The organism is Kocuria sp. U4B (genome assembly GCF_054875615.1).
In genome coordinates this window covers 1,882,424-1,906,958 of record NZ_CM142180.1, presented here as the reverse complement: position 1 = coordinate 1,906,958, position 24,535 = coordinate 1,882,424, and the positions used below count along the sequence as shown (strand labels likewise).

At 74.3% G+C, this 24,535-nt stretch carries 27 protein-coding genes; 16 read left to right on the top strand and 11 right to left on the bottom strand.

Translation table 11 applies throughout. From position 1 onward, the window contains the following. Nucleotides 1–142 precede the first annotated feature (142 nt). Both ACYSMR_RS09055 and ACYSMR_RS09050 read right to left on the bottom strand, forming a co-directional pair. The gene (locus ACYSMR_RS09055; protein ID WP_251333658.1) at nt 143–970 is read right to left on the bottom strand and encodes an aldo/keto reductase; all 828 of its coding nucleotides are present in this window, start codon (nt 968–970) and stop codon (nt 143–145) included. A 123-nt stretch (nt 971–1,093) separates the two neighbouring features. After that, nucleotides 1,094–1,894, bottom strand: coding sequence for an SIR2 family NAD-dependent protein deacylase (locus ACYSMR_RS09050; protein WP_251333657.1), 801 nt, complete (start codon nt 1,892–1,894; stop codon nt 1,094–1,096). 110 nt (nt 1,895–2,004) lie between these two features. Here ACYSMR_RS09050 and ACYSMR_RS09045 point away from each other — a divergent pair, with 110 nt between their 5' ends. Next, nucleotides 2,005–2,364: a hypothetical protein gene (locus ACYSMR_RS09045; RefSeq protein WP_251333656.1), complete on the top strand. Its 360-nt coding sequence runs from the start codon at nt 2,005–2,007 to the stop codon at nt 2,362–2,364. A gap of 46 nt (nt 2,365–2,410) precedes the next feature. Continuing rightward, a complete protein-coding gene (locus ACYSMR_RS09040; RefSeq protein WP_461747993.1) occupies nt 2,411–3,106 on the top strand; it encodes an MOSC domain-containing protein in 696 nt (231 codons plus the stop codon). A 7-nt stretch (nt 3,107–3,113) separates the two neighbouring features. Here ACYSMR_RS09040 and ACYSMR_RS09035 read toward each other — a convergent pair whose 3' ends face one another. Continuing rightward, nucleotides 3,114–3,776 carry a hypothetical protein gene (locus ACYSMR_RS09035; RefSeq protein ID WP_461747992.1) on the bottom strand — a complete coding sequence of 221 codons (663 nt, stop codon included), beginning with the start codon at nt 3,774–3,776 and terminating at the stop codon, nt 3,114–3,116. A gap of 108 nt (nt 3,777–3,884) precedes the next feature. Between ACYSMR_RS09035 and ACYSMR_RS09030 the strand changes: the two genes are divergently transcribed. From ACYSMR_RS09030 to ACYSMR_RS09015, 4 genes are all read left to right on the top strand, one after another. Next, on the top strand, nt 3,885–4,370 hold the full coding sequence (locus tag ACYSMR_RS09030; protein ID WP_251333653.1) for a MarR family winged helix-turn-helix transcriptional regulator: 486 nt from the start codon (nt 3,885–3,887) through the stop codon (nt 4,368–4,370). Nucleotides 4,371–4,435: 65 nt separating this feature from the next. Continuing rightward, complete coding sequence (locus ACYSMR_RS09025; RefSeq protein WP_375142384.1) at nt 4,436–4,888, top strand: DoxX family protein; 453 nt, start codon at nt 4,436–4,438, stop codon at nt 4,886–4,888. Between the two features lie 132 nt (nt 4,889–5,020). Continuing rightward, nucleotides 5,021–6,892 (top strand): ABC transporter ATP-binding protein, encoded by a 1,872-nt coding sequence (locus tag ACYSMR_RS09020; RefSeq protein ID WP_375142383.1) that lies wholly within the window; start codon nt 5,021–5,023, stop codon nt 6,890–6,892. A 3-nt stretch (nt 6,893–6,895) separates the two neighbouring features. Then, nucleotides 6,896–7,492, top strand: a complete 597-nt coding sequence (locus ACYSMR_RS09015; RefSeq protein WP_461747991.1) for a DUF421 domain-containing protein — start codon at nt 6,896–6,898, stop codon at nt 7,490–7,492. Between the two features lie 30 nt (nt 7,493–7,522). Here ACYSMR_RS09015 and ACYSMR_RS09010 read toward each other — a convergent pair whose 3' ends face one another. After that, on the bottom strand, nt 7,523–8,086 hold the full coding sequence (locus ACYSMR_RS09010) for a DinB family protein (protein ID WP_461747990.1): 564 nt from the start codon (nt 8,084–8,086) through the stop codon (nt 7,523–7,525). Nucleotides 8,087–8,260: 174 nt separating this feature from the next. Between ACYSMR_RS09010 and ACYSMR_RS09005 the strand changes: the two genes are divergently transcribed. Continuing rightward, the gene (locus ACYSMR_RS09005; protein ID WP_251333649.1) at nt 8,261–9,349 is read left to right on the top strand and encodes a LacI family DNA-binding transcriptional regulator; all 1,089 of its coding nucleotides are present in this window, start codon (nt 8,261–8,263) and stop codon (nt 9,347–9,349) included. Between the two features lie 70 nt (nt 9,350–9,419). Here ACYSMR_RS09005 and ACYSMR_RS09000 read toward each other — a convergent pair whose 3' ends face one another. Then, entirely contained in the window at nt 9,420–10,079 is a 660-nt protein-coding gene (locus ACYSMR_RS09000) for a zinc-binding dehydrogenase (protein WP_461747989.1), read from the bottom strand. After that, nucleotides 10,055–10,432 (bottom strand): alcohol dehydrogenase catalytic domain-containing protein, encoded by a 378-nt coding sequence (locus ACYSMR_RS08995; protein WP_461747988.1) that lies wholly within the window; start codon nt 10,430–10,432, stop codon nt 10,055–10,057. The genes ACYSMR_RS09000 and ACYSMR_RS08995 overlap by 25 nt, the downstream gene beginning before the upstream one ends. Before the next feature lie 172 nt (nt 10,433–10,604). On the opposite strand from ACYSMR_RS08995, the gene araB reads away from it, so the two are divergent. Genes araB through ACYSMR_RS08975 form a run of 4 tightly spaced genes read left to right on the top strand, consistent with a single transcriptional unit; the run spans nt 10,605 to nt 15,560 of the window. Then, a complete protein-coding gene (araB, locus tag ACYSMR_RS08990; protein WP_461747987.1) occupies nt 10,605–12,365 on the top strand; it encodes a ribulokinase in 1,761 nt (586 codons plus the stop codon). Then, nucleotides 12,362–13,093 (top strand): L-ribulose-5-phosphate 4-epimerase, encoded by a 732-nt coding sequence (locus ACYSMR_RS08985; RefSeq protein WP_251333646.1) that lies wholly within the window; start codon nt 12,362–12,364, stop codon nt 13,091–13,093. The genes araB and ACYSMR_RS08985 overlap by 4 nt, the downstream gene beginning before the upstream one ends. After that, the gene (araA, locus tag ACYSMR_RS08980; RefSeq protein WP_251333645.1) at nt 13,090–14,598 is read left to right on the top strand and encodes an L-arabinose isomerase; all 1,509 of its coding nucleotides are present in this window, start codon (nt 13,090–13,092) and stop codon (nt 14,596–14,598) included. Before ACYSMR_RS08985 ends, araA begins: the two co-directional genes overlap by 4 nt. Continuing rightward, a complete protein-coding gene (locus ACYSMR_RS08975; protein ID WP_461747986.1) occupies nt 14,595–15,560 on the top strand; it encodes an aldose-1-epimerase in 966 nt (321 codons plus the stop codon). Before araA ends, ACYSMR_RS08975 begins: the two co-directional genes overlap by 4 nt. Before the next feature lie 7 nt (nt 15,561–15,567). Here the strand turns inward: ACYSMR_RS08975 and ACYSMR_RS08970 are convergent, their stop codons facing one another. The 4 genes from ACYSMR_RS08970 to hisD all read right to left on the bottom strand — a co-directional run bounded on the left by ACYSMR_RS08970 (nt 15,568) and on the right by hisD (nt 19,630). Next, nucleotides 15,568–15,804 carry a DUF6953 family protein gene (locus tag ACYSMR_RS08970; RefSeq protein ID WP_251333643.1) on the bottom strand — a complete coding sequence of 79 codons (237 nt, stop codon included), beginning with the start codon at nt 15,802–15,804 and terminating at the stop codon, nt 15,568–15,570. 63 nt (nt 15,805–15,867) lie between these two features. Beyond that, nucleotides 15,868–16,614, bottom strand: coding sequence for an SDR family NAD(P)-dependent oxidoreductase (locus ACYSMR_RS08965; protein ID WP_309125549.1), 747 nt, complete (start codon nt 16,612–16,614; stop codon nt 15,868–15,870). Nucleotides 16,615–16,821: 207 nt separating this feature from the next. Beyond that, entirely contained in the window at nt 16,822–18,150 is a 1,329-nt protein-coding gene (locus ACYSMR_RS08960) for an MFS transporter (protein ID WP_461747985.1), read from the bottom strand. Between the two features lie 133 nt (nt 18,151–18,283). Continuing rightward, nucleotides 18,284–19,630, bottom strand: a complete 1,347-nt coding sequence (hisD, locus tag ACYSMR_RS08955; RefSeq protein ID WP_461747984.1) for a histidinol dehydrogenase — start codon at nt 19,628–19,630, stop codon at nt 18,284–18,286. Nucleotides 19,631–19,868: 238 nt separating this feature from the next. Here hisD and ACYSMR_RS08950 point away from each other — a divergent pair, with 238 nt between their 5' ends. Together ACYSMR_RS08950 and ACYSMR_RS08945 are read left to right on the top strand one after the other, a co-directional pair. After that, nucleotides 19,869–20,885 (top strand): LacI family DNA-binding transcriptional regulator, encoded by a 1,017-nt coding sequence (locus tag ACYSMR_RS08950; RefSeq protein WP_309125069.1) that lies wholly within the window; start codon nt 19,869–19,871, stop codon nt 20,883–20,885. 67 nt (nt 20,886–20,952) lie between these two features. Next, the gene (locus ACYSMR_RS08945) at nt 20,953–21,408 is read left to right on the top strand and encodes a GNAT family N-acetyltransferase (protein ID WP_251333795.1); all 456 of its coding nucleotides are present in this window, start codon (nt 20,953–20,955) and stop codon (nt 21,406–21,408) included. A 27-nt stretch (nt 21,409–21,435) separates the two neighbouring features. Here the strand turns inward: ACYSMR_RS08945 and ACYSMR_RS08940 are convergent, their stop codons facing one another. After that, entirely contained in the window at nt 21,436–21,963 is a 528-nt protein-coding gene (locus tag ACYSMR_RS08940; RefSeq protein WP_309125070.1) for a 2'-5' RNA ligase family protein, read from the bottom strand. A gap of 105 nt (nt 21,964–22,068) precedes the next feature. On the opposite strand from ACYSMR_RS08940, the gene ACYSMR_RS08935 reads away from it, so the two are divergent. From ACYSMR_RS08935 to ACYSMR_RS08925, 3 genes are read left to right on the top strand one after another with little or no spacing between them, the layout of a single operon-like run. Next, nucleotides 22,069–23,178 (top strand): ABC transporter ATP-binding protein, encoded by a 1,110-nt coding sequence (locus tag ACYSMR_RS08935; protein ID WP_251333793.1) that lies wholly within the window; start codon nt 22,069–22,071, stop codon nt 23,176–23,178. Continuing rightward, nucleotides 23,175–23,864: an ABC transporter permease gene (locus ACYSMR_RS08930; protein ID WP_461747983.1), complete on the top strand. Its 690-nt coding sequence runs from the start codon at nt 23,175–23,177 to the stop codon at nt 23,862–23,864. The genes ACYSMR_RS08935 and ACYSMR_RS08930 overlap by 4 nt, the downstream gene beginning before the upstream one ends. Beyond that, nucleotides 23,861–24,532 carry an ABC transporter permease gene (locus tag ACYSMR_RS08925; RefSeq protein ID WP_309125072.1) on the top strand — a complete coding sequence of 224 codons (672 nt, stop codon included), beginning with the start codon at nt 23,861–23,863 and terminating at the stop codon, nt 24,530–24,532. Before ACYSMR_RS08930 ends, ACYSMR_RS08925 begins: the two co-directional genes overlap by 4 nt. Nucleotides 24,533–24,535: the final 3 nt, after the last annotated feature.

Genomic DNA, 24,535 nt, shown 5'->3' with positions numbered 1-24,535 from the left:
CCCGCCGCCCCGTTCCGCACCAATCGGCGGGGTCCGGTCCCGACCGCCGCGGCCCCGGGCACGGCAACGCCCGGGGCCGCGGCGGGGAGGCCGCGGTCCCGGGCGCTCCCGGGCGGTCGGTCCGCTCAGCGGCGGCCGGGGATCAGTTGAAGTCCTTCGGGTCCGTGCCGATGCGCCCGCCGTTGTCCAGGCCGTTGATCGCCTCGACGTCCTCGGGGTCGAGCCGGACCTCCAGCGCGTCGAAGTTCTCCTGGATCCGCTCGGGGGTGACGGTCTTGGGGAAGACCACGTTGCCGATGGCCAGGTGCCAGGCGATGATGGCCTGCCCGGGCGTGGCGCCGTGCTTGGCGGCGATCTCGCGGATCACCGGGTCCTGCAGCAGGTCGCCGCCCTGGCCCAGCGGGGACCACGCCTCCGTGAGCACGCCGTGGGAGGCGTTGACCTCGCGCAGCGCGGACTGGTTGAAGTAGGGGTGCAGCTCGACCTGGTTGACCACGGGCACCACGCCCGTCGCGTCGATGATCTCCTGCAGCTCCTCCTCCGGGAAGTTGGAGACGCCGATGGAGCGGGCCTTGCCGCTGTCGCGGATCTCCTGGAAGGCCTTCCAGGTCTCCAGGTACTTGCCGCGCTGCGGCGTGGGCCAGTGGATGAGGTACAGGTCGACGTAGTCGAGGCCCAGCCGCTCCAGGGAGGCGTCGATGGCCTGCAGCGCGGAGTCGTAGCCGTGGTCGTCGTTCCACAGCTTGGTGGTCACGAAGATCTCGTCGCGCGGGATGCCGCTGTTGGCGATGGCCCGGCCGACGCCCTCCTCGTTGCCGTAGATCTTGGCGGTGTCGATGTGGCGGTAGCCGACCTCGAGGGCCTTGCCGACCACGTCCTCGGCGATCTCGGAGTCGACCTGCCACACGCCGTAGCCGAACTGGGGAATGGTGTTGCCGTCGTGGAGGGTCAGGGTGGGGGACTGGGTCATGGACCGTGCCTTTCGTGGGAGGTGAGCGTGGTCCCGGGGAGCGCCTCCGGGGGACCGGTGTCCGCCGCCCAGTCTCGTCCCGCGGCCCGGACCGTGACAAGGCACCGGGGAACGGTTCAGCTCTCAGCGGGACGCGGGCTCCCCGCCGCCGCCGGGCGCGAGCCGGGGCAGGGCCCGCGCGGAGCCCGCCCGCACGGACCACGTCGCGTGCGGGGTGAGCGCGGTGTCCTCCGGGTTGACCTCGACGACGGGGATGCCGCGGCCGGCGGCGATCAGCGGCAGGGAGGCCGCCGGCTGCACGAGGCCCGACGTCCCCACGACGACCACGAGATCGGCCTGCGCCACGGCCTCCGCCGCCCGCTCCATGGCGCCCTCCGGCAGCAGCTCCCCGAACCAGACCACGCCCGGGCGCACCGGGCCGCCGCAGGCGGGACAGGCCGGCGGGCGCTCGCGGACGGGTTCGTCCAGGCCCTCCGCGCGGTCCAGGCCGAGGCCGTCCACGAGGTCGCCGGGGTACGGGGTGCCGCACGCCGAGCAGCGGAACGCGAAGAGGCTGCCGTGCAGGTGCGCCAGCACCTCGGAGCCCGCCCGCTCGTGCAGGTCGTCGACGTTCTGGGTGACGACCCGCACCCGCGCCGTGCGGGCCCAGCGGGCGAGGGCCCGGTGGCCGTCGTTGGGCCGCAGCAGCCGGACCTGCCGGGCGCGCCACAGGTACCAGGACCACACGAGCTCCGGGTCCGCCTCCCACGCCTCCGGGGTGGCCAGCTGCGCGGGCGACCACCGGTCCCACAGCCCCTTCCCGGGCTCGCGGAAGGTGGGCACCCCGCTCTCCGCCGACATGCCGGCGCCGGTGAGGACGGCCACCGTGCGGGCGGTGCGGGCGAGCTCGAGCAGGTCGGGATCCAGGCTGACCACGTCGTCCATGCCGTCCACGGTATACGCGGGGAGGGCTTCCGGGGAGTCCCCCGGGAGCCCTCCGGGAAACGGCCGGGCGCGTTGGTCGATCGACGCGCCCGCGTGATGGAATAGAGGTCATGAAGTTCAACGTCCAGCGCGTCCTGACGCCCGCCTACCTGACCTCCGTCGCCCTCGTCGTGCTCGGAGTGGTCCTCGGCCTGGCGTGGTACCCCGTCGCGGCGTGGCTGTTCGTGCTCCTCGGTCTCGCGCTCAACGCGATGGCCGTGTCCGTGACCGCGATCAACGACGCCCCCCGCACGTCCGGGCGCCGCCGTCCTTCCCTGCCGGTGCGCACGCCCCGCCCGGGGACCGCGGTGGACGAGGGATCAGGTGCCGGCCGGCCCGAGCGGCGCGAGGTCGTGGAGCCGGAGGCCGAGACGGCCGCCACCCCGGTCGTGCCGTCCGCCGGATCGAGCGCGCTCAAGCCCCGGCGCTGATCCCCCCGGCCTCGTCCGGGACCGGGTCCCCCGGTAGTCTCCCGGCATGAGCGAGAAGCGGCGGATCGGCGTGGTGGAGAGCGTCAACGTGGGCCGCGCCGAGGAGAACCCCGCACGGTCGGCCCTGCCCACGGGGATCCGCAAGCGCCCCGTCCCCGGGGCCGTGGAGCTCCGCGAGCCCGGCCCCCGTCGGGGCGGCCTCGGCTCGGGCGTGGTCGGCGACTTCATCGGCAACAGCCGGCACCACGGCGGCACGGACCAGGCGGTGTACGCGTTCGCGCGCGAGGAGCTCGACCACTGGGCGCGGGAGCTCGGCCGCGAGGTCCCCAGCGGCTCCTTCGGGGAGAACCTCACCCTTCTGGGCGCCGACGTCGACGACGCCCGGCTGGGCGACCGCTGGCGGATCGGGGACGTGCTGCTGCAGGTGACCGACGCGCGCATCCCCTGCGGAACGTTCCGCGCGGCCATGCAGGTGCGGGGGTGGCTGCGCAGGTTCACCGAGCGGGGCCGCTCGGGGGCCTACCTGAAGGTCCTGGAGCCGGGCACCGTGCGCGCGGGGATGCCGGTGGAGCTCGTGCACCGTGCCGCCCACGGGGTGGGGGTCGTGAACGCCTTCCGCGCGCAGACCACGCAGCGGGAGCGGCTGCCGGAGCTGCTGGCTGCCGGTGAGGACCTGCGCGAGCAGCTGCGGGCGAAGGCGGAGCGGGCCGCGCAGGAGCGGCGGACGCCCCTCCGGCCGTGAGCGCCGCTCAGTTCAGCGCCGCGGCGCGGTAGACCTGCTCGACCTGCGCCGCGGACAGCCGGGTCTCGATCACGGTGGTGCCCGCGGGGTCGTCGCGCAGGAAGCGCACGGGCCCGTGCGAGCCGGCCTGGAGACGGCGGGCCGCGCCGGCGTCGTAGACCGCCTCCACCGCGGTGCTGAACCCGGGCCCGCTCACCGGGCTCACGGACAGCTCGAGCCGGGCCCGGACGCGTCCGTCGTGCTGCGCATCCGCCCCCTCGGCGGCGCCCTCCCCGGGGACGGGCGCGAGCGAGAGCTCCCGCACGACGCCCACGCCGTGCACGACCACGTCCGCCAGGCGGCAGCCGAGCCGCCGCTGCGCACCCGCGAAGGCGCGCCTGAGCCGGGACACCCACCACAGGGCGGCGCCGACGAGGATCCCGGCGAGGAGCACCAGCAGCAGCGCCGAGCCCGAGCGGGACCACTGCTGCCACAGCAGCACCACGGCGAGCGCCGCCGCGAGCGGGATCGCGAGCACCAGCGCCGCGTCGAGCCGCTCGACCGGGGCGGGGCGGTCGGCGTCGTCGTCGCGCCGGGGTGCCGGGCCCGTCCGGAGCCGTTTCATCACCTGGGCGTCGAAGCCGCGGTCGTCCGCGGTGAGGGGCAGGGGCCAGGTGCCGAGGGAGTCCATGGCCCCATTATGGGCGGACCCGCAGGTGGGGCCCATTACCAGGGCTCCGGGGGCACTCCGCACGGCGGTTGTTTGAGGCGTCAAGGAACGGCTCGTAGAATTCTCCCCATGACCGAGACCCGATGGCTGTCCCCCGAGGAGCGCGAGGCCTGGCTGGCCCTCGTCTCCATCATGTTCACCCTTCCCGGCAGCATCGAGTCCCAGCTGCAGGCCGAGGCGGACCTGAGCCTCGCCGAGTACCTCGTCCTCGCGATGCTCTCCGAGGCGCCCGACCGGCGCCGGCGGATGTCGGAGCTCGCCGCCGTCACCAACACCTCGCAGTCGCGGCTCTCCCGCATCGTGGCCCGGCTCGAGCGCGACGACCTGGTGGTGCGCGCGGGCGACGCGAAGGACAAGCGCGTGGTGCTCGCCGAGATCACCCCCCGGGGCCTCGAGAAGGTCGAGGAGGTCGCTCCCGGGCACGTGGAGCACGTCCGGCGCACGGTGATGGACCGGCTCACCTCCGAGCAGGTCCGGCAGCTGGCGCTGATCGGGCGGGTCGTGGACGAGGCGGCGGGCCCCTCCGCCCTGGGGGTCGAGTCCGGCTGCGGGTGACGCGGAGCGCGCTCCCACAAAAGCTTGCGGCAGAAAGTTTTTGTTCCTACGATGGTGACATGTCCATGACACCAGTGCCCGAGCGCACCTCCTCCCCTGCCGTTCCCTCCGAGCCCGCCGCCGCGACCGCGGGCCTGACCCTGCTGCGCGTCGTCCTCGGCGTCACCTTCCTCCTGCACGGCTGGCAGAAGGTCACCGAGTGGACCATCGCCGGCACCCAGGCCTCCTTCGCCCAGATGGGCGTGCCGCTGGCCGAGGTCGCGGCCCCGGCCGTCGCCGTCCTGGAGCTCCTGGGCGGCCTGCTCCTGGTCCTGGGCCTGGGCACCCGCGTGGTCGCCGCCCTCCTGGCGCTCGACATGCTCGGCGCGCTGGTGCTCGTGCACCTGCCCGGCGGCTTCTTCGCCGCCGACGGCGGGATCGAGCTCGTCCTGCTCCTGGCCGCCGCCTCCGCGCTCTTCGCCCTGGCCGGTGCCGGCCGCTGGTCGCTGGACCGGCTGATCGCCCGCCGCCGCGCCTGAGTCCTGCCGGGGGCGCCCCGTCCGGGTCCGGCGTGTCGGGCGGGGCGCGTAAGATCGACCGGGCGCGGCACCCACCACGACGGCGCCGCCGCGGTTCCAGCGCGGGTGATCCCCGCAGATCGGGGTGGCCGGATGAGCATGCAGAACTCGCCGCACATGGTCATGTGGCGCACCGTCGAGGGCCAGGGGGTCAAGGACCGCCGGCTCTCCCGGGACACCGTCCGGCGGATCGCCGCCTTCGCCACGCCGCACCGCGCCCGGCTCGTCGTCTTCCTGGTCGTCTCCGTGCTCCTGGCGGTCCTCGGCGTGGTCACCCCGCTCCTGGCCGGGGACGTGGTCAACGCCATCACCGCCGGGGACAGCGTCTCCACGGTGGTGTGGCTGGCGGCCGCCATCGCCGTGGTCGCCGTCCTGGACGCCGGGCTGGGGGTGCTCAACCGGCTGCTGTCCTCGCGGATCGGCGAGGGCCTCATCCTCGACCTGCGCACCGCCGTCTACGACCACGTCCAGCGGATGCCGATCGCCTTCTTCACCCGCACCCGCACCGGTGCGCTGGTCTCCCGCCTGAACACCGACGTCATCGGCGCGCAGCGGGCCTTCTCCAACACGCTTTCCGGCGTGGTCAGCAACGTGGTGTCGCTGCTCCTCACCGTCGTCGTCATGGTCACGATCTCCTGGCAGGTCACCGTCCTGTCGCTGCTGCTGCTGCCGATCTTCCTGGTCCCGGCCCGCGCCATGGGCGGGCGGCTGGCGGCCCTCCAGCGGGAGGCGGCCCAGCACAACGCGTCGATGTCCACCCAGATGACCGAGCGCTTCTCCGCCGGCGGCGCGACCCTGGTGAAGCTCTTCGGCCGCCCGGAGGCCGAGTCCTCGGAGTTCGCCCGCCGCGCCGGCCGCGTGCGGGACATCGGCGTGCGGGTCGCGATGCTGCAGACCACGTTCGTCACCGCCCTCACCCTCGTCTCCGCGCTGGCCCTCGCCCTGGTCTACGGCCTCGGCGGGGCGCTGGCGATCCTCGGCACCCTAAACGCGGGCGACGTCGTGACCCTCGCCCTGCTCCTCACCCGCCTCTACACGCCGCTGACCATGCTGGCCAACGCCCGGATGGACATCATGAGCGCGGTGGTCAGCTTCGAGCGGGTCTTCGAGATCCTCGACCTCGTGCCGCTGATCCAGGAGCGGCCCGGGGCCCGCCCCCTCCCGCCGGGCTCCGCGTCGGTGGAGTTCGACGACGTGCACTTCGCCTACCCCTCCGCCGAGGAGGTCTCCCTCGCCTCCCTCGAGGACGTCGCGGTGCTGGACTCCCGCGGCGGCGAGGAGGTGCTGCACGGGATCAGCTTCACCGTCCTGCCCGGGCAGACGGTGGCCCTCGTGGGCTCCTCGGGCGCCGGCAAGTCCACGATCGCCCAGCTCGTGGCCCGCCTCTACGACGTCACCTCCGGCGCCGTGCGGATCGGCGGCACCGACGTGCGGGAGACGACCTTCGCCTCGCTGCGCGGGACCATCGGCATGGTCACCCAGGACGGCCACCTCTTCCACGAGTCGATCCGGGAGAACCTCACCCTGGTGCGGCCCGACGCCACCGACGAGCAGCTGTGGGACGCGCTGGCCCGCGCCCGGATGGAGCACGTGATCCGGGCGCTGCCGGACGGTCTGGACACCGTGGTGGGGGAGCGGGGCTACCGGCTCTCCGGCGGGGAGCGGCAGCGGCTGACCATCGCCCGGCTGCTGCTCGCGGCCCCGCGCGTGGTGATCCTCGACGAGGCCACCTCCGCCCTGGACTCCACCAACGAGGCCCACGTGCAGGCGGCCCTCGGCGAGGCGATGGAGGGGCGCACCGCCCTCGTCATCGCCCACCGGCTGTCCACGGTCCGCTCCGCCGACCGGATCCTCGTGGTCGAGGGCGGCCGCATCGTCGAGCAGGGCTCCCACCCCGAGCTGCTCGCGGCCGGCGGGCGCTACGCGGAGCTCTACGAGACGCAGTTCGCGGACCAGGAGGCCTGAGCCGTGCTCCCCGACGTCCTCGGCCGCCTCGGCGTGGACGCCCCCGGTGCGCTCGCCGTGGTGGCCTCCGCCGTCGGGATCTACCTCGCGTTCCTGGTGCTCGTGCGGGTCTTCGGGCAGCGGGTGCTCTCCCGGCTGTCGACGTTCGACGTGGTGGTGGCCGTGATGCTCGGCGCGGTGGCCGGGCGCGTGATCCTCGGGAGCACGCCCACGCTGGCGGCGGGCGTGCTGGGGCTGGCCACGCTGTTCCTCCTGGAGGCGCTCCTCGGGGAGCTGCGCGCCGGGGTGCGCGGGGCGGCGCTGATGAACAACCGGGCCCTGCTGCTGATGGCGGGCGGGCGGGTGCTGGAGGCCAACCTGCGCCGGGCGCACGTGGTGGAGGCCGAGCTGTTCGGGGCGCTGCGGGGCGCCGGGGTGCGCCGTCCCGACGAGGTGGCGTGCGTGGTGCTCGAGGCCTCGGGGACCCTCAGCGTGCTCAAGCGCGGCGTGCCCCTCGACCCCCGCCTGCTCGACGGCGTGCGGGACGCCCACCTGGTCCCGGCGGAGCTGCTGACGGCCGGTCCTCCCGCACCGCCTGCCCCTCGTCGGCCGGGGCGCTGAGCCCCCGGACGGCGCTGCGGGCGGGGCGGCTCAGCGGGTGTGGGCGTAGAGGTCGCGCAGCAGGGCGATCTCCGCACCGTGGTGGATCAGCTCACGGTTGACGTGCAGCACCAGGGCCAGCATCGGCAGCTCCGCGTACGGGCCCTCCGACGGTCCGCACGGGCGCGCCAGGTCCGCGTCCGACAGGGAGCGCACCCCCGACATCCAGCGCGCGTACTCACGATCGAGCTGGGCCAGCGCCTCGTCGGCGGTCCCGGCGTACGCCCAGCTCCGGTAGGAGGCCTCCGGGCCCCCGAAGTGCCCGTGGCTGCGCACCGCGAGGATCCCGACGACGACGTGCGCCGTCCGCCACGCGACGGTCGTGAACGGCGCGGGCACCGGCTCCGGCAGGGCGAAGTCCACCACGAGCTCCCCGGCGCCCGCCTGCTGGGGCGTGCGCCGCTGCGTCCGGGGGTGGACGGTCCACGCGGACCCGCCCGTGGGGTCGAAGAAGTACTCCTCGTCGCTCAGTCCCGCGAGGCGGGGCCGCAGCTGCTGGGTCCAGTGCCGGTCGATCTGGTCGATGACGGCGGCCGCGACGTCGAGGTCGGTCATGACGGGTCCTCTCCGGTCGTGTCCCGGGCGGTCCCCGGGCCTGATGCCAGTGTCCTGCCCCTGCGCTCCCGGCTCCAGCCCCGCCCGGGGCGCAGCGGACCGGCGCCGGCCGCGGAGCAGGGCGTTCGTCCCGGGCACGCCCCGCCGCGCTCCGATGAGGGGGATGATGGGGGCATGTCCCAGATCGACCAGGCCGGCGCCACGCCCCTCCTCGGCGCCGGCGAGCGCGCCCCCTCCATGATGGACGTGGCGAAGGTGGCCGGCGTCTCCCACCAGACCGTCTCCCGCGTGCTCAACGGCCACCCGAGCGTGCGCCCGGCGACCCGCCAGCGCGTCCACGCGGCGATCGACGCGCTGGGGTACCGGCGCAACGCCGTGGCCCGCGCGCTGGTGCGCAAGCGCACGGACACGATCGGCGTGGTGGCCACGGGGTCGTCCCTGCACGGCCCCCTGAGCACGCTGGTCAGCATCGAGGAGGCCGCCCGGGAGCACGAGTACTTCGTCAGCGTCGCGACGCTGCGGGACTACGGGGTCGAGTCGATGAACCGGGTGCTGGAGCACTTCCTGGCCCACGGCGTCGACGGGATCGTCGTCATCGTCCCGCACGACACCGTCGCCCACGTCATCGACCACTTCCGGGCTCCTGTGCCCATCGTGATGATCACCTCCCGGGAGGAGGGGCGGGGACGGCCCAGCTCGGCCTCGCTCTCCCGCGTCCACGTCGACCAGTACCGCGGCGCCCGGGCGGTCACGGCCCACCTGCTGGACCTCGGGCACCGGGACGTCCTCCACGTCGCCGGGCCGCAGGACTGGTTCGACGCCCGGATCCGCGTCCAGGGGTGGCGCGACGAGATGCAGGAGCGAGGTCTCGACAGCACCCGTCTGACGAGCGGCGACTGGCGGGCGTCGAGCGGGTACGCCATCGGCCTGGAGACGGCCGACCAGCTCCGGGCCGGCCACGGGCCGACCGCCGTGTTCGCCGCGAACGACGAGATGGCCCTGGGCATGCTGCGCGCCTTCTGGGAGCGCGGCGTGGAGGTTCCCGGCGAGGTCTCGGTCGCCGGCTTCGACGACGTCGCCGGCGCGGGCTACTTCACGCCGCCCCTGACGACCGTCCGGCAGCCCTTCGACGACCTCGGGCGCGCCTGCCTGCGGCGGCTGCTGGACATGATCGACGCCACGGACGCCGGGTCCCCGGACCTGGAGACCGTGCGGATCCAGCCCTCGCTCGCCATCAGGGCCAGCACCGCCGCTCCTCGCTGAGGCCGGCGGCACCGCTCGCGGCCCGTGACGGCGGGCTCTTCCAGAGCGCGGCCGGGCCCGGGAACGCGGCTCACGGCCGCTGGGGGTCGATCACGATCTTCAGGCCCTGCCGGGCGACGGCCGCCGCGAAGGCCCGGGGAGCGTCGTCCAGGGAATGGGTGGCCGACACGACGGAGCGCACGTCGATGCGCCCGGACGCCACGAGCCCCACCGTCCGGGCGTGCATCTCCTTCATGCGGCGCACGAGCACGAGGGTGAGCCCCTTGCGGCGGGCCAGGCCTGCGGGGAAGGAGCTGCGGTCGTCGTCGGGGATGCCGACCAGCAGCACGCGCGCCCCGGGCCGGGCGGCGAGCAGGGCCGTGCGCACGGTCTCGTCGCTGCCGCACACCTCGAACGACACGTCGCACCCGTCGCCGGCGATCCGCTGCCAGACCGCCGGGTCCCGCGCCTCGTCCGGCGCGAGCACGGTCCCGGCCCCGCAGCGCCGTGCGGCGGCGCGACGGTGCTCCAGTGCCTCCACCGCGATCACGCGCGCCGCCCCGCAGGCCAGGGCGAGCTGGACCAGCAGGAGCCCGAGGGGCCCGCACCCGACCACGGCGACCGTGGCGCCCGCCCGGGCGTGCGAGAGGTCCCAGGCGTGCAGGGCGACCCCGAGCGGCTCCAGCACGGCGCCCTCCGCCGCGGTCATGCCCTCCGGCAGGGGCGTCAGGAGGTCGGTGGGCCAGGCCATGAACTGCCGCAGCCCCCGTCGAGCGTCCCGTGCCCCGAGAACTGCACCGTGGGGCACAGGTTGCGGTGGCCCTCCCGGCACAGGGCACAGCGGCCGCACGGGATCGCCGGGTCGACCGCCACGAGGCGCCCCTCGTGGGGACCGGTGACCGCGGTGCCCGCCAGCTCGTGGCCGGGCACGACGGGGCGCTCGACGACGGCGTCGCCGATGCCGCCCTGGCCGAACCAGTGCAGGTCCGAGCCGCAGAGGCCGACGGCCTCCACGCGCACGAGCGACTCCCCGGGACCGGGCACCGGGACGTCCTCCTCGGACAGGCGCACGTCCTCGATGCCGTGCAGGCGGGCCACGCGCACAGGCGTCCTCCTCTTCCGGTGGTGTCCGCCGCGCCACCGGGAGAGGTGAGGCGGACGAGAGCACTTGCACTTCCTCATGTTAGCGATAACATCTGTGGTGTCGACCACATCGGGACCGGGTGGCGGACGCGCTGCTCGTGCCAGACGAGCCGGACACAGGAAGTGGGTCGAAGTGGACCAGTCAAGTTCTCAACGAGCCGTGGTCGTCGGGGTGGACTACGGCACCCTCTCCGGCCGGGCCGTGGTGGTCCGGGTCGCGGACGGCGCGGAGCTCGGCAGCGCGGTGCACGAGTACCGTCACGCGGTGATGGACCGTGCGCTGAGCGCCCACGCCGGGGAGGCGCTGCCCCCGGACTGGGCGCTGCAGGTGCCGGCCGACTACGTCGAGGTGCTCCGGCAGGCCGTGCCGGCGGCCGTGGCGGCGGCCGGGGTGGACCCGGCCGACGTGATCGGGATCGGCACCGACTTCACGGCCTGCACCATGGTGCCCACCACGTCCGACGGGACGCCGCTGTGCGAGCTCGAGCAGTTCGCCGCGCGCCCGCACGCCTACGTCAAGCTGTGGAAGCACCACGCGGCCCAGGGACAGGCCGACCGGATCAACGCCCTGGCCCACGCCCGCGGCGAGGAGTGGATCGCCCGGTACGGCGGGTTCATCTCCTCGGAGTGGGAGTTCGCGAAGGGCCTGCAGGTGCTGGAGGAGGACCCCGAGGTCTACGCCGCGATGGAGCACTGGGTCGAGGCGGCCGACTGGATCGTGTGGCAGCTGACCGGCCGCTACGTGCGCAACGCGTGCACGGCCGGGTACAAGGGCATCTACCAGGACGGGGCCTACCCCACCGAGGACTTCCTCGCCGCCCTGAACCCCGGCTTCGCCGGGTTCGTGCGGGAGAAGGTGGAGCACGAGATCGGCCAGCTCGGCCACCGGGCCGGGACGCTCAGCGCCCGGGCCGCCGCCTGGACGGGACTGCCCGAGGGCATCGCGGTCGCCGTCGGCAACGTCGACGCCCACGTCACCGCCCCGGCCGCCGACGCCCTGAAGCCCGGGCAGATGGTGGCGATCATGGGCACCTCCACCTGCCACGTCATGAACGGGGAGACCCTGGCCGAGGTGCCGGGCATGTGCGGCGTCGTGCACGGCGGGATCGTCGAGGGTGCCTGGGGCTACGAGGCCGGCCAGTCCGGGGTGGGCGACATCTTCGGCTGGTACGCGGCCCACCAGGTGCCCGCCGAGTACGCGGACGAGGCCCGCCGGCGGGGCGTGTCCGTGCACGAGCTGCTCACGGAGAGGGCCGCCGCCCAGCAGATCGGCGAGCACGGCCTGATCGCCCTGGACTGGCACTCGGGCAACCGCTCGGTGCTGGTGGACCACGAGCTGTCCGGGCTGGTCCTGGGCCTGACCCTCACCACGCGCCCGGAGGACGTCTACCGGGCCCTGCTGGAGGCGACCGCCTTCGGCACCCGCACCATCGTGGAGGCCTTCGCCGGGGCCGGGGTGCCGGTCACCGAGCTGGTCGTGGCCGGCGGGCTGCTGAAGAACCGCTTCCTGATGCAGCTCTACGCCGACGTCACCGGCCTGCCGCTGTCGGTCATCGCCTCCGAGCAGGGCCCGGCCCTCGGCTCGGCCATCCACGCCGCCGTCGCGGCCGGGGCCCACCCCGACGTGCGGGCCGGTGCCGCGGCCATGGGGCGGCGGATCGCGGCCGCCTACACCCCGGACGAGGACGCGGCCCGCCGCTACGACGCGCTCTACGCCGAGTACCGGCAGCTCCACGACCACTTCGGCCGGGGAGGCAGCGACGTCATGCACCGGCTCAGGAGGATCCGCCGCGAGGCCCTCGCGGCGCCGGGGGGGCCCGCCCCGGGCGAGCCGGTGCCCGTGGGGACCGACGGGGCCGAGCGCGCGGCGCGCACCGCGGAGGTCGTCTCGTGAGCCCGCGACTGGCCGACCTGCCCGCCGAGGTCCAGGCCGCCGTCGCGCAGGCACGGGCCCGGGTCGCGGCCCTGCACGCCGAGCTGCCGCGCAACGAGCTGGTCGTGTGGACGGCCGGCAACGTCTCGGAGCGGGTGGCGGGCGCGGAGCTGTTCGTGATCAAGCCCTCCGGCGTCTCCTACGACGACCTCAGCGCCGAGACGATGGTCGTCTGCACCCTCGACGGGACGAAGATCGACGACGGCACCCCGGCCCGCCTGCAGCCCTCCTCGGACACCGCCGCCCACGCCTACGTCTACCGGCACATGGACGAGGTCGGGGGAGTGGTGCACACCCACTCCACCTACGCCACCGCCTGGGCCGCCCGGGGCGAGCCGGTCCCGTGCGTGCTGACGATGATGGCCGACGAGTTCGGCGGGGACATCCCCGTGGGGCCCTTCGCCCTGATCGGGGACGACTCCATCGGCCGGGGCATCGTGGAGACCCTCCGGGGGTCGCGGTCCCCGGCGGTGCTCATGGCCAACCACGGCCCCTTCACCGTCGGCAGGGACGCCCGATCGGCCGTGAAGGCGGCCGTGCTATGCGAGGAGGTCGCGCGGACCGTCCACATCTGCCGGCAGCTCGGCGAGCCCACCCCCATCCCGCAGACGGACATCGACCGCCTGCACGACCGCTACCAGAACGTCTACGGCCAGCCCGCCACCCAGCAGGAGGAGCAGCACGCATGAAGAACCCCTTCGACGGCAAGCAGATCTGGTTCCTCACCGGCTCCCAGGACCTCTACGGCGAGGACACCCTGCGCCAGGTGGCCGAGCAGTCCCGGACGATCGCCGCCACGCTCGACGACGCCGCCGACGTGCCCGTGCGCGTGGTGTGGAAGCCGGTGCTCAAGGACCGCGAGGCCATCCGGCGCACGGCCCTGGAGGCCAACGCCGACGACGCGTGCCTGGGGGTCGTCACCTGGATGCACACCTTCTCCCCGGCGAAGATGTGGATCCTGGGCCTCGACGCCCTGACCAAGCCGATGCTGCACCTGCACACCCAGGCCAACGTCGAGCTGCCCTGGGCGGACCTCGACATGGACTTCATGAACCTCAACCAGGCCGCCCACGGCGACCGCGAGTTCGGCTACATCGCCACCCGCCTCGGGATCGCCCGCAAGACCGTGGTGGGCCACGCCGGCCACGCGCTCGTCCAGGCGAAGATCGGCACGTGGGCGCGCGCGGCGGCGGGCTGGGCCGCCATGCAGGAGCTGCGCCTGGCCCGCTTCGGCGACAACATGCGCAACGTCGCCGTCACCGAGGGCGACAAGACCGAGGCCGAGATCCGCCTCGGGGTCTCCGTGAACACCTGGGGCGTCAACGACCTCGTCGAGGCCGTGGACGCGGCCGCCGATGCCGACGTGGACGCCCTGGTCGCCGACTACGAGCAGCTCTACGACATCGCCGAGGAGCTGTGCCCCGGCGGGGAGCGCCACGGGTCCCTGCGCTACGGCGCCCGGATCGAGCTCGGCCTGCGCGCCTTCCTCGAAGAGGGCGGGTTCGGGGCGTTCACCACCAACTTCGAGGACCTCGGCGGGCTGCGCCAGCTCCCGGGCCTGGCCGTGCAGCGGCTCATGGCCGACGGGTACGGCTTCGGCGCCGAGGGCGACTGGAAGACCGCGATCCTCGTCCGGGCCGCCAAGGTCATGGGCCACGGGCTGCCCGGCGGCGCCTCGCTCATGGAGGACTACACCTACGAGCTGACCCCGGGCAGGGAGAAGATCCTCGGCGCCCACATGCTCGAGGTCTGCCCGTCCCTCACCACGGAGCGGCCGCGGCTGGAGATCCACCCGCTGGGCATCGGCGGGCGCGAGGACCCGGTCCGGCTGGTCTTCGACACGGACCCCGGTCAGGGCGTCGTCGTGGCGATGTCCGACCTGCGCGAGCGCTTCCGGCTGACCGCCAACGTCGTCGACGTCGTCCCGCCGGACGCCGAGCTGCCCAACCTGCCCGTCGCCCGGGCCGTGTGGAGCCCCCGGCCCGGCCTGGCCACCTCGGCCGAGTGCTGGCTCACGGCCGGCGCCGCGCACCACACCGTGCTCACCACGGCCGTGGGCCTGGAAGTCTTCGAGGACCTCGCCGACATGGCCGGCGTCGAGCTCGCCGTCATCGACGAGGGGACGACGACCCGGCAGTTCGCCCGCGACCTGCGGCTCAACCACGCCTACTACAGGCTGGCCCAGGGGCTGTGAGCACCGTCGGGTCCCGCCCCGGGCGCGGTCCGGGGCACGAGGAGGGGCACCACCGCGCGGTCCCCGACCGCTCGGCGAACGGCGCGGCGCACACCCTGGCCGCCGGCGAGTACCGGGCGACGGTCTTCTCCTCGGGGGCCGCCCTGGGGGCCCTGACCTGGCGCGGCACCGACCTGGTGCTGCCCGTGCCCGCCTCGGGGATCCCCGCCGCCTACGAGGGCAAGACCCTCGTGCCCTGGCCGAACCGGATCGCCGACGGCCGCTACGGCTTCGGCGGCGAGACCCACGAGCTGCCCGTCAACGAGCACGCGACGCACAGCGCCCTGCACGGCCTCGCCTGCTGGGTGGACTGGGAGGCGGTGGAGCTGAGCCCCGGCGAGGCCCGGTTCCGCACGAGCCTGCTGCCCCGGTACGGCTACCCGTTCCACCTCGTGAGCGAGGTCCGCTACCGCCTCGCCGCCGACCGCGGACTGGCCGTGGAGATCACCTCCACCAACGTCGGGGACGCCCCGGCCCCGTACGGTGCGTCCTCCCACCCCTACCTGACCTGCGGGCTCGCCCCGGTCGACGAGTGCGCCCTGCAGGTGCCGGCCGGGCGGGTCGTGACCGTGGACGAGCGGCTGCTGCCCACGGGGACGGTCCCGGTGGAGGAGGCCGGCCTCGACTTCCGGCAGGCCCGGACGGTGGGCCCCCAGCAGATCGACCACGCCTTCGGCGCTCTGCCGGACGAGGCGTGGGAGGTGGTGCTCCACCATCCCGGCACCGGGCTGTCCACCCGGCTGACGGCGGCCGCGCCCTGGCTCCAGGTCTACAGCGGTGACAAGGTGGGGCGCCGGGGCCTGGCCGTCGAGCCCATGACGTGCCCGCCCGACGCGTTCAACTCCGGCACCGACCTCCTGGTGCTGCAGCCGGGGCAGAGCCACGCGCTGAGCTTCGGGATCCGGGCCTCGGCGGACGGCTGAGGGGGGCTCAGCCCCTGGCGGACCAGAAGCGGCGGTCGCGGTCCCACTGGACCGTGCCGCCGTGGGCCTTGCGGAAGGCCGCGAGGACGTCCTTGCTGATCCCGGTGTGGCCGTTCTCCAGGGTGCGGACCCACTCGGGGCCGAAGGTCTCCGGGATCTGCTCCACGGCCTGGTCCTGGGAGAGCCGTCCCTCGGTGCGGATGCGCTCGAGCATCCACTCGGCGATGTCCTGTGCGCTGGTCATCCCCCGAGCCTACGCGGCGGCTGCGCCGTGCGCCGACCCGGGGGCGTCCTCCTCCCGCGCGGCCTACCGGATGGTGTAGCCGCCGTCGACGACGAGGGTGTGGCCCGTGACGAGGGAGGCGGCGTCGCTGAGCAGGAAGGCGACGGCTCCGGCGACGTCCTCGGGCTCGCCGAAGCGCCCCGCCGGGATGCGGCCGAGCAGTTCCGCCGCCCAGTCCGGGCGGCTCAGGGTGGACTCGGTCAGCTCGGTCCGCACGAACGTGGGGGCCACGGCGTTGACGCGGATGCCGTCCCGGGCCCACTCCAGGGCCAGGAGCTTCGTGAGGTGGATCAGCCCGGCCTTGCTGGTCCCGTAGGCGGCGCGCTCCTCGATGGCCACGATCCCGGCCTGCGAGGCGACGTTGACGACCGATCCGCCGCGCCCGTCGGCCAGCCACCGGCGGGCCACGGCGGTGGTGAGGAAGAAGCTGCCCTTGAGGTTGGCGTCCATGACGGCATCCCAGTCCTCGACCGTGACGTCGACCGCCCGCCGCGGGATGTTGATCCCCGCGTTGTTGACCAGCAGGTCGATCCCGCCCGTGTCCTGGAGCGCGTCGACGAACCCGGGGAAGGAGCCGATGTCGCCGAGGTCCAGCGGCAGCGGTGCGGTGCCGTAGCGCTCGGCGATCTGCCGCGCGGTGCCCGGGTCCCGGCTGGTCCCGTGGACCACGGCCCCCAGCTCGGCGAGGGCGTCGGCGACGGCCCGGCCGAGGCCGCGGCCTGCGCCGGTCACCAGCGCCCGGTGGCCGTCGAGGCGGCAGCCGGCCGTCATCGCCGCGCCCCCGGGAGCTCGCGGGACCGGGCCGGGACGGACGACGTGGACGATGCTTCTCGGGTCATGGGAGGAAACCTATCGGTGAGGCGGCGTGGGCGGAACGGGCCCGGGGGCGGAGCGCCGGGGCGGCGGACGGGCCTTCTGGCCGGTGCGTCCGCACCCCTGCTGCTCCGCCCCCGGAAACCGTGAGCGGGCCCTCGGCGGCTAGCGCGAGGAGGTCTGCCCGATGGTGGCGAGGTCGAGGTCCTTGGTCTCCGGGGCGAAGGAGACCGAGAGCATCGCGATGGCGGTGGTGGCGATGATGATCAGCACCACCACGTCCGTGCCGCCGGTCCACAGCACGATGGCTCCGGCCAGGGCGGGCATGAACCCGGCCAGCAGGATGGAGGCCATCTGGTAGCCCACCGAGATCCCGGAGTAGCGCACCGCGGTGGGGAACAGCTCGCAGTACAGCGCCGGCAGCGGGGCGTAGACCAGGGCGTGGCCCAGGGCCAGGAACAGGGCCACCCCGGCGATGATCGCCCACTGCTGGCCGGTCTGGACCAGGGCGAAGATCGGCCAGGCCGTGAGGATGATCGCCGCCCCGCCCAGGAAGAACGTCTTCTTGCGCCCGATCCGGTCCGAGAGCGCCCCGAAGACCGGGATCATCACGATGTTCAGCGCCGAGCCGATCATCACGGCCACCAGCCCGTAGTTGCGCGGGACCCCCAGGGTGGTGGTGACGTAGGAGAGGACGAAGACGGTGAACAGGTAGTAGTTGCCGGCCTCGGCGAAGCGGCCGAAGATCGCGATCAGCAGCGGCTTGCGGTGGTGGGCGAACAAGACCTTCAGCGGGGCCTTGTGCTGCTCCCCGGCCTCGAGCATGCGGGCCTGCTCGGCCAGGAACTCCGGGGACTCCGCGGCGTTGAGCCGGATGTAGAGACCCACCGCGGCCAGCACCACGGCCAGCAGGAACGGCACCCGCCAGCCCCAGGTCTCGAAGGCGTCCCCGGAGATCGCCGCGGAGGCGGTCACCGCGGCGGTGCCCAGCAGCAGCCCGCAGGAGACCCCGATCTGGGGCCAGGAGCCGTAGAACCCGCGCCGGCCCTTCGGGGCGTTCTCCACGGCGATGATCGCCGCCCCGCCCCACTCCCCGCCCACGGCGAAGCCCTGGGCCAGGCGCAGCACGCACAGCAGGATCGGGGCCCAGATCCCGACCTGGGCGTAGGTCGGGAGCAGGCCGATGAGCACGGTGGCCACGGTCATGATGGCGAAGGTCAGGATCAGGGTGGCCTTGCGCCCGATCCGGTCCCCGAGGTGGCCGGCGACGAAGGCCCCGACGGGCCGGGCGACGAACCCGACGCCGAAGGTCGCCAGGGCGGCGATCTGCCCGATCCCCGGGGCCATGGCGGGGAAGAACAGCGGCCCGAAGACCAGGGCGGCGGCGGTGGCGTAGACGGTGTATTCGTACCACTCGACGATGGCGCCGATGGTGCCCGAGTACAGGGTGCGGCGGCGCACCTGCTCGGGGGTCATGGAGGCGGTGATGGCCATGGAAGGCTCCGTTCCGGAAGGACGGTGGTCGCGGGGCGACCGGCGATGGAGGAGGTGGGGCTCCGCCCGTCCGCTCCCCGGCCCGCGGCGGAACCGGGGGCGGGGAGCGGACGGGCGAGGACGGTCCGGCGGCTCAGTTCCCGAAGGTGTGCTCGGACCAGGGCAGCGTGCCGCCGCGGTACTTGGCGACCCGCACGTCGCCGGAGCGGGCGTGGCCCTCGAAGCGCTCGACCCGCGAGGCGCGCCCGCACAGCTCGCCGAAGAAGGCGCTGGAGTCCCGGTCGGTGACCTCCTGGTAGGTCACGGTGCGCAGGTACTTGCCCACCCACAGGCCGCCGGTGTAGCGCGCCGCGCCCCGGGTGGGCAGCACGTGGTTGGTGCCGATGACCTTGTCGCCGTAGGACACGCAGGTGCCTTCGCCGAGGAAGAGCGCTCCGTAGTCGTGCATCTTCTCGAGGGCCTCGCGGGGGTTCTCCGTGAGGATCTGCACGTGCTCGTAGGCGTAGGAGTCGGCCAGGGCGTAGGCGTCGTCGAGGGTCTCGACGACGTGTACCGCGCCCCAGTCCTGCCAGGCCGGCGCGGCGAAGTCGCGGGTGGGCATGTCGACGAGCAGCTCGTCGACGTGCTCGATGACCTTCCGGCCCAGCTCCTCGCTGGTGGTGATGAGCACCGCGGGGGAGTCGGGGCCGTGCTCGGCCTGGGAGAGCAGGTCCACGGCCACGACGAACGGGTCGGCGTGCTCGTCGGCGACGATGAGCACCTCGGTGGGCCCGGCGAACAGGTCGATGCCCACCTCCCCGAAGAGCTGCCGCTTGGCCTCGGCGACGAACGCGTTGCCCGGCCCGGCCAGCATGTTCACGGGCTGGATGGTCTCGGTGCCCACCGCCATCGCGGCCACGGCCTGGATGCCGCCGAGCAGGTAGATCTCGTCGGCGCCGGCCAGGTGCATCGCCGCGATCGTCGCGTCCGGCATCTCGCCCTTGATCAGCGGGGTGCACGCGGCGACCCGCTCGACCCCGGCGACCTTGGCGGTGACGATGGTCATGTGGGCGCTGGCCAGCAGCGGGTACTTGCCCCCGGGGATGTAGGCGCCGGCGGCCCGGATCGGCACGTTCTTCTGCCCGAGGTGCACCCCGGGGCGGGTCTCGATCTCGAAGTCCTGCAGGGACTCGAGCTGCTTCTGGGCCATGTGCCGGACCTGCTCCTGGACGAAGGTGATGTCGTCGATCACCTGCTGCGGCACCCGGGCCATGACCTCGGCCAGCTGCTCGTCGGTGAGCAGGAAGGAGTCGGGGCCGTAGTTGTCGAACTTCTGCGAGTACTCGCGCACCGCGGCGTCGCCCCGCTCCCGGATGTCGGCGATGACACCCTCCACGATGGCCCGGACCTCGGGGGAGCTGCCGCGGCCGGCGTCGCTCTTCCCCGGGCTCTTGAGCATCGTGGAGGTGACGGGCGAGGGCGTGGTCGTTCCTGTGGACATGGAAGTGCCTTTCCTTGGTCGGTCGGAGGGGCGCACCGGCGTCCCCCGTCAGTCCCTGTGAGCCAGGACACAGCACCACTGTATACGTATTCACAGTGGTGCGTCACGGATTGTGACGCACTGTGAATACGTATGCACCACTCGCTGGCATCCCCGCCCGGGAGCGCCCGGATCCCGGGCCGCGGGCGGATACAGTGACCTCGGACCGACGATCACGGGGCCACGGGAGGAGAGCCGGATGGTGACGAGCCGCGACGTGGCGCGACTGGCGGGCGTGTCGCAGGCGACGGTGTCGCGGGTCCTGTCCTCCGCGACCAACATCGCCCCCGAGACCCGGCTCAAGGTCCAGGCGGCGATGGAGGCGCTCGGCTACGTCCCCCACGCCGGCGCGCAGGCGATGAAGACCCGCCGGGCGCACACCGTCGGGGTCGTCGTCAAGGACGTCACCAACCCCTTCTATCCCGAGGTCCTCGACGAGCTCACGCGGGAGCTCGACGGCGCCGGCTACCGGGTGGTCCTGTGGAACGCCGGGGGCGGCAGCCACCACGACGCGCTCAGCGCGATCCGCGAGCGCGCCGTGGACGGGGTCATCTTCACCACCGCCACGGGGGAGACGGTCGAGCTGCAGGTGGCGGTCGAGAAGCAGAGCCCGATCGTGCTCATCAACCGCGTCGTCGAGGGCCTCGACGCCGACCAGGTCGTCAGCGACAACGTGGCCGGAGGGGCGGCGGTCGCCGACTACCTCCACCGGAACGGCCGGACCCGCGCCGCGTACATCGGCGGCCTCCCGGGCGCCAGCACGTCCCGTGACCGCGCCCGCGGCTTCCTCGAGCGCATGCAGCACCTGGGCCACCCCGTGCCGGAGGACCTGCGGTTCCACGCCGACTTCTCGCACGATGCCAGCCAGCACGTGACGAGCCGGCTGCTGGCGCGCGCGGATCCGCCGGAGGCCGTCTTCTGCGCCAACGACTACATGGCCTTCGGCGCCCTGGACGCGCTGCGGAGCCGTGGCCTGTCCGCTCCGGGGGACTGCTGGGTCATCGGCTATGACGACGTCGACATGGCCTCCTGGCCCTCCTTCGACCTCACCACGGTCCGCCAGCCCAGCCGCGAGATGGCCCGTGCCGGGGCCCGGATGCTCCTCGAGCGCCTCGCGGACCCCGCCCGGCCGGCGCAGCAGCGGTCCTTCCCGTGCAAGCTCATCGTGCGGGGCAGCACCGGTGCGGCCGCCGCGCCGGGGGCCGCCACGGCGTGAGGGGGCCGGCCCGGTCCCGGGCAGCGGGTCCTGGCCGGGGCGCCCGTCGGGGTGGGAGCATCGGCGCATGGTGCACGTACGGGCCATGGGCCCCGGGGACGCCCCTGCGGCGGGCCGGCTGCTCGACGCCTTCAACACGGAGTTCGCCGCGCCCACCCCGGGCGCCGGCTGGCTGGCGCGCCGGCTCGTGGAGCTGGTGGACCGCGGCGGGACGCTCGTGCTGCTGGCGGGCGGGGGCCCCGACGGGATCGCCGTGGTCCGGGTCCGGCCCTCGCTGTGGTCGCCCGGCGACGAGTGGTACCTCGCCGAGCTCTACGTGGTGCCCGAGCGCCGGGGCGAGGGGGTGGGCCGGGCGCTGCTCACGGCGGTGGTCGAGGGGGCCCGCTCCGGCGGGGCCGACCTCGTGGACCTGACGACCACGGAGGACGACGTGGCCGCGCGCGGGCTCTACGAGTCGATGGGCTTCCGGCGCTTCGAGGACGGCGACGGCGCCCTGTCCTTCTACTACGAGCTCGCCCTGTGAGCCGCCGTCCCGGCGGGGCCGGGGCGCTCAGGCCAGCCGCACCACCGTGCGCGCGTCGGCGTCCCAGCGGCGCAGGCCCACGGCGCGCAGCGGTTCGGGGGGCGGCTCCAGGACCGCCAGCGCCTGGGCCAGCTGCTCGGGGCGCATCCGGCGGGCCAGGGTGATGTGGGGGGTCCAGGCCCCCGGGTACGAGGTGCGCACCTGGCCCGGGACCGGGCGCACGGCGGCGCACACGCGCCGGTGCAGCCCGAGCAGCTCGGGCGTGGTGACGACCTGCCGCACCAGCACGTAGCCGCCCCGGCCCGGCCCGAACAGCAGCACGCCCGCGCTGGTCAGGGGCAGGTCCACGAACCCGGCGGCCGCGGCGACCCGCTCGTCGATCCCCGGGACGGTCTCCGGGGCGAGGGACGGGGCCGCGACGAGGGTGATGTGCGGGGCGTTGGTGGGGGAGCCGTGCCGGCCCGAGCTGGGCAGCCCGGCCGCCAGCAGCCGGTCCCAGTCCGCGCGCACGCTGGCCTCCGCCGCGTCGTCGAGCAGCAGTTCGAGGCTGTGCACCGGCCACCTCCTGTGGGGATCCTGCTGGGGATTCTACGGACAGGACGCCGGCGGTCCCGGGAAGGCCTCGCCCTATACTGGCGGCACGGCTACGGGAGGACCTCCATGACGGACATCGCGATCCGCTTCGACGGCGCCGGCAAGACGTATCCCGACGGCACCACGGCCGTCGAGGCCCTCGACCTCGAGATCCCCCGCGGCTCCCTCACGGTCTTCGTGGGCCCCTCCGGCTGCGGCAAGACCACCTCCCTGCGCATGATCAACCGCATGGTCGAGCCGACGTCGGGCACGGTGACCGTGGAGGGCCGCGACGTCGCCTCCGTCCCCGCCCACGAGCTGCGCCGCTCCATGGGCTACGTCATGCAGCAGTCGGGCCTGCTGCCGCACCGCACCGTGGTCGACAACGTCGCGACCGTCCCCCGGCTCAACGGCGTGCCCAAGCGGCAGGCCCGCGAGCGCGCCCGGGAGCTGCTGGCCACGGTGGGCCTCGACGCGTCGCTGGCCGGGCGCTATCCCGCCCAGCTCTCGGGCGGGCAGCAGCAGCGCGTGGGCGTGGCCCGGGCCCTCGCCGCGGACCCGCCGCTGCTGCTCATGGACGAGCCGTTCTCGGCCGTGGACCCCGTGGTGCGCCAGGACCTGCAGCGGGAGCTGCTGGACCTCCAGCGCCGCCTGCACCGCACCATCGTGTTCGTCACCCACGACATCGACGAGGCGATCCTGCTCGGCAATCGGGTCGCGGTCTTCGCCGCGGGCGGCCGGCTCGCCCAGTACGCGACCCCGGAGGAGCTGCTCCGGTCGCCCGCCGACGACTTCGTGGCCGACTTCGTGGGCCGTGACCGCGGTTTCCGCTCCCTGACCTTCGACTCGGCCCGCGACATCCCGCTCCGCCCGGTCGGGACGGTGCGCCCCGACGGCTCCCCGGGCGTCGTCGGCCCGGGGGACGGACCCCTCCCCGGGGGGTGGTCCCTGCGGGTCGACGACGACGGCGCCCCGCGCGGCTGGGTGCGCACCGGCGCCGAGGACGACCCCGTGGTCGGAGGCACCCTGCACCGGCCCGGCGGGTCCCTGCGCAGCGCCCTGGACGCCGCCCTGTCCTCCCCCTCGGGCCTCGCCGTGGTCGTGGACGAGGCCGGGCGGGCCGTCGGGGTCATGGACCCCGCGGACATCGTCGCGGCCGTCGAGGACGCCCGGCTGGGCGGGAGGGCCCGGCGATGAGCTGGACGGGCCGGAACTGGCCCCTCGTCCTCGAGCTCACGGGCATGCACCTGCTCCAGTCGGTGCTGCCCGTGCTCCTGGGGACCCTGGTCGCGATCCCGCTGGCCCGCCTGGCCACCCGCCACCGGGTGCTGCGGCCGCTGGTCGTCACCGGCTCCTCGCTGCTCTACACGATCCCCTCCCTGACCCTGTTCGTGGTGCTGCCCCTGGTGCTCGGCACGCGGATCACCTCCGTGGTCAACGTGGTCGTGGCGCTGAGCCTCTACGTCGTGGCGATCCTCGTGCGCTCCTCCGTGGACGCCTTCGAGTCCGTGGACGCGGACGTGCTGCAGGCCTCCACCGCGATGGGCTACCGGCCGCTGCGGCGGTTCCTCGCCGTGGAGCTGCCCCTCGCGGTGCCCGTGCTCGTCGCCGGGCTGCGCGTGGCCACCGTCAGCAACATCTCCATGGTCAGCGTGGGCGCCGTGATCGGCGTCCAGTCCCTCGGGACCCTGTTCACCGACGGGCTGCGGCGGTCGATCCTCGAGGAGATCGCCGTGGGGATCGTGCTCACCGTGGTCCTCGCGGTGCTCCTGGACCTGGTCCTGCGCGGGGCCGGCTCCGCCCTGACCCGCTGGCAGCGCGCCGGGACCGCCCGGCCGGCGACGGCCCGCGTCCTCGCCCTGGGCCGGGGGGCCGCCGCATGAGCCTGTTCGCCGCCGCCCTCGACTGGCTGGCCGACCCCGGGAACTGGTCCGGGCCCGCGGGCATCCCGGCGCGGATGCTCGAGCACCTGGCCTACAGCGGCCTGACGCTGCTGATCGCCCTGGCCGTGGCGGTCCCGCTGGGCCTGTGGGTCGGGCACACGGGGCGCGGCAGCGGCGTCGTCGTCGGCCTCGCGGGAGCCCTGCGCGCGCTGCCGACCCTCGGGCTGCTCACCCTGTTCACCCTCCTCCTGGGGCTCGGCCTGCTGCCGCCGGTCCTCGCGCTGGTGCTCCTCGCGATCCCGCCGGTCCTCTCGGGCACCTACGCGGGGATCGCCAACGTGTCCCCGGCCCTCAAGGACGCCGGGACCGCCATGGGCATGACCCCCCGCCAGCTGCTGGCCCGCGTGGAGCTGCCCAACGCGCTGCCCGTGGTGCTGGGCGGGATCCGCAACGCCGCCCTGCAGGTCGTGGCGACCGTCACCGTGGTCGCCTACATCAACCTCGGCGGCCTCGGCCGCTACCTCATCGACGGGCTGGCGGTGCGCGACTACGCCCGCATGCTCGGCTCCGTGGTGCTCGTGGCCGTGCTGGCGCTGGCCGTGGACGCCGTCCTCGCCCTCGTCCAGCGCCTGTCCACCTCCCCGGGGCTGCGCCTCGCCGCCGCCTGACCC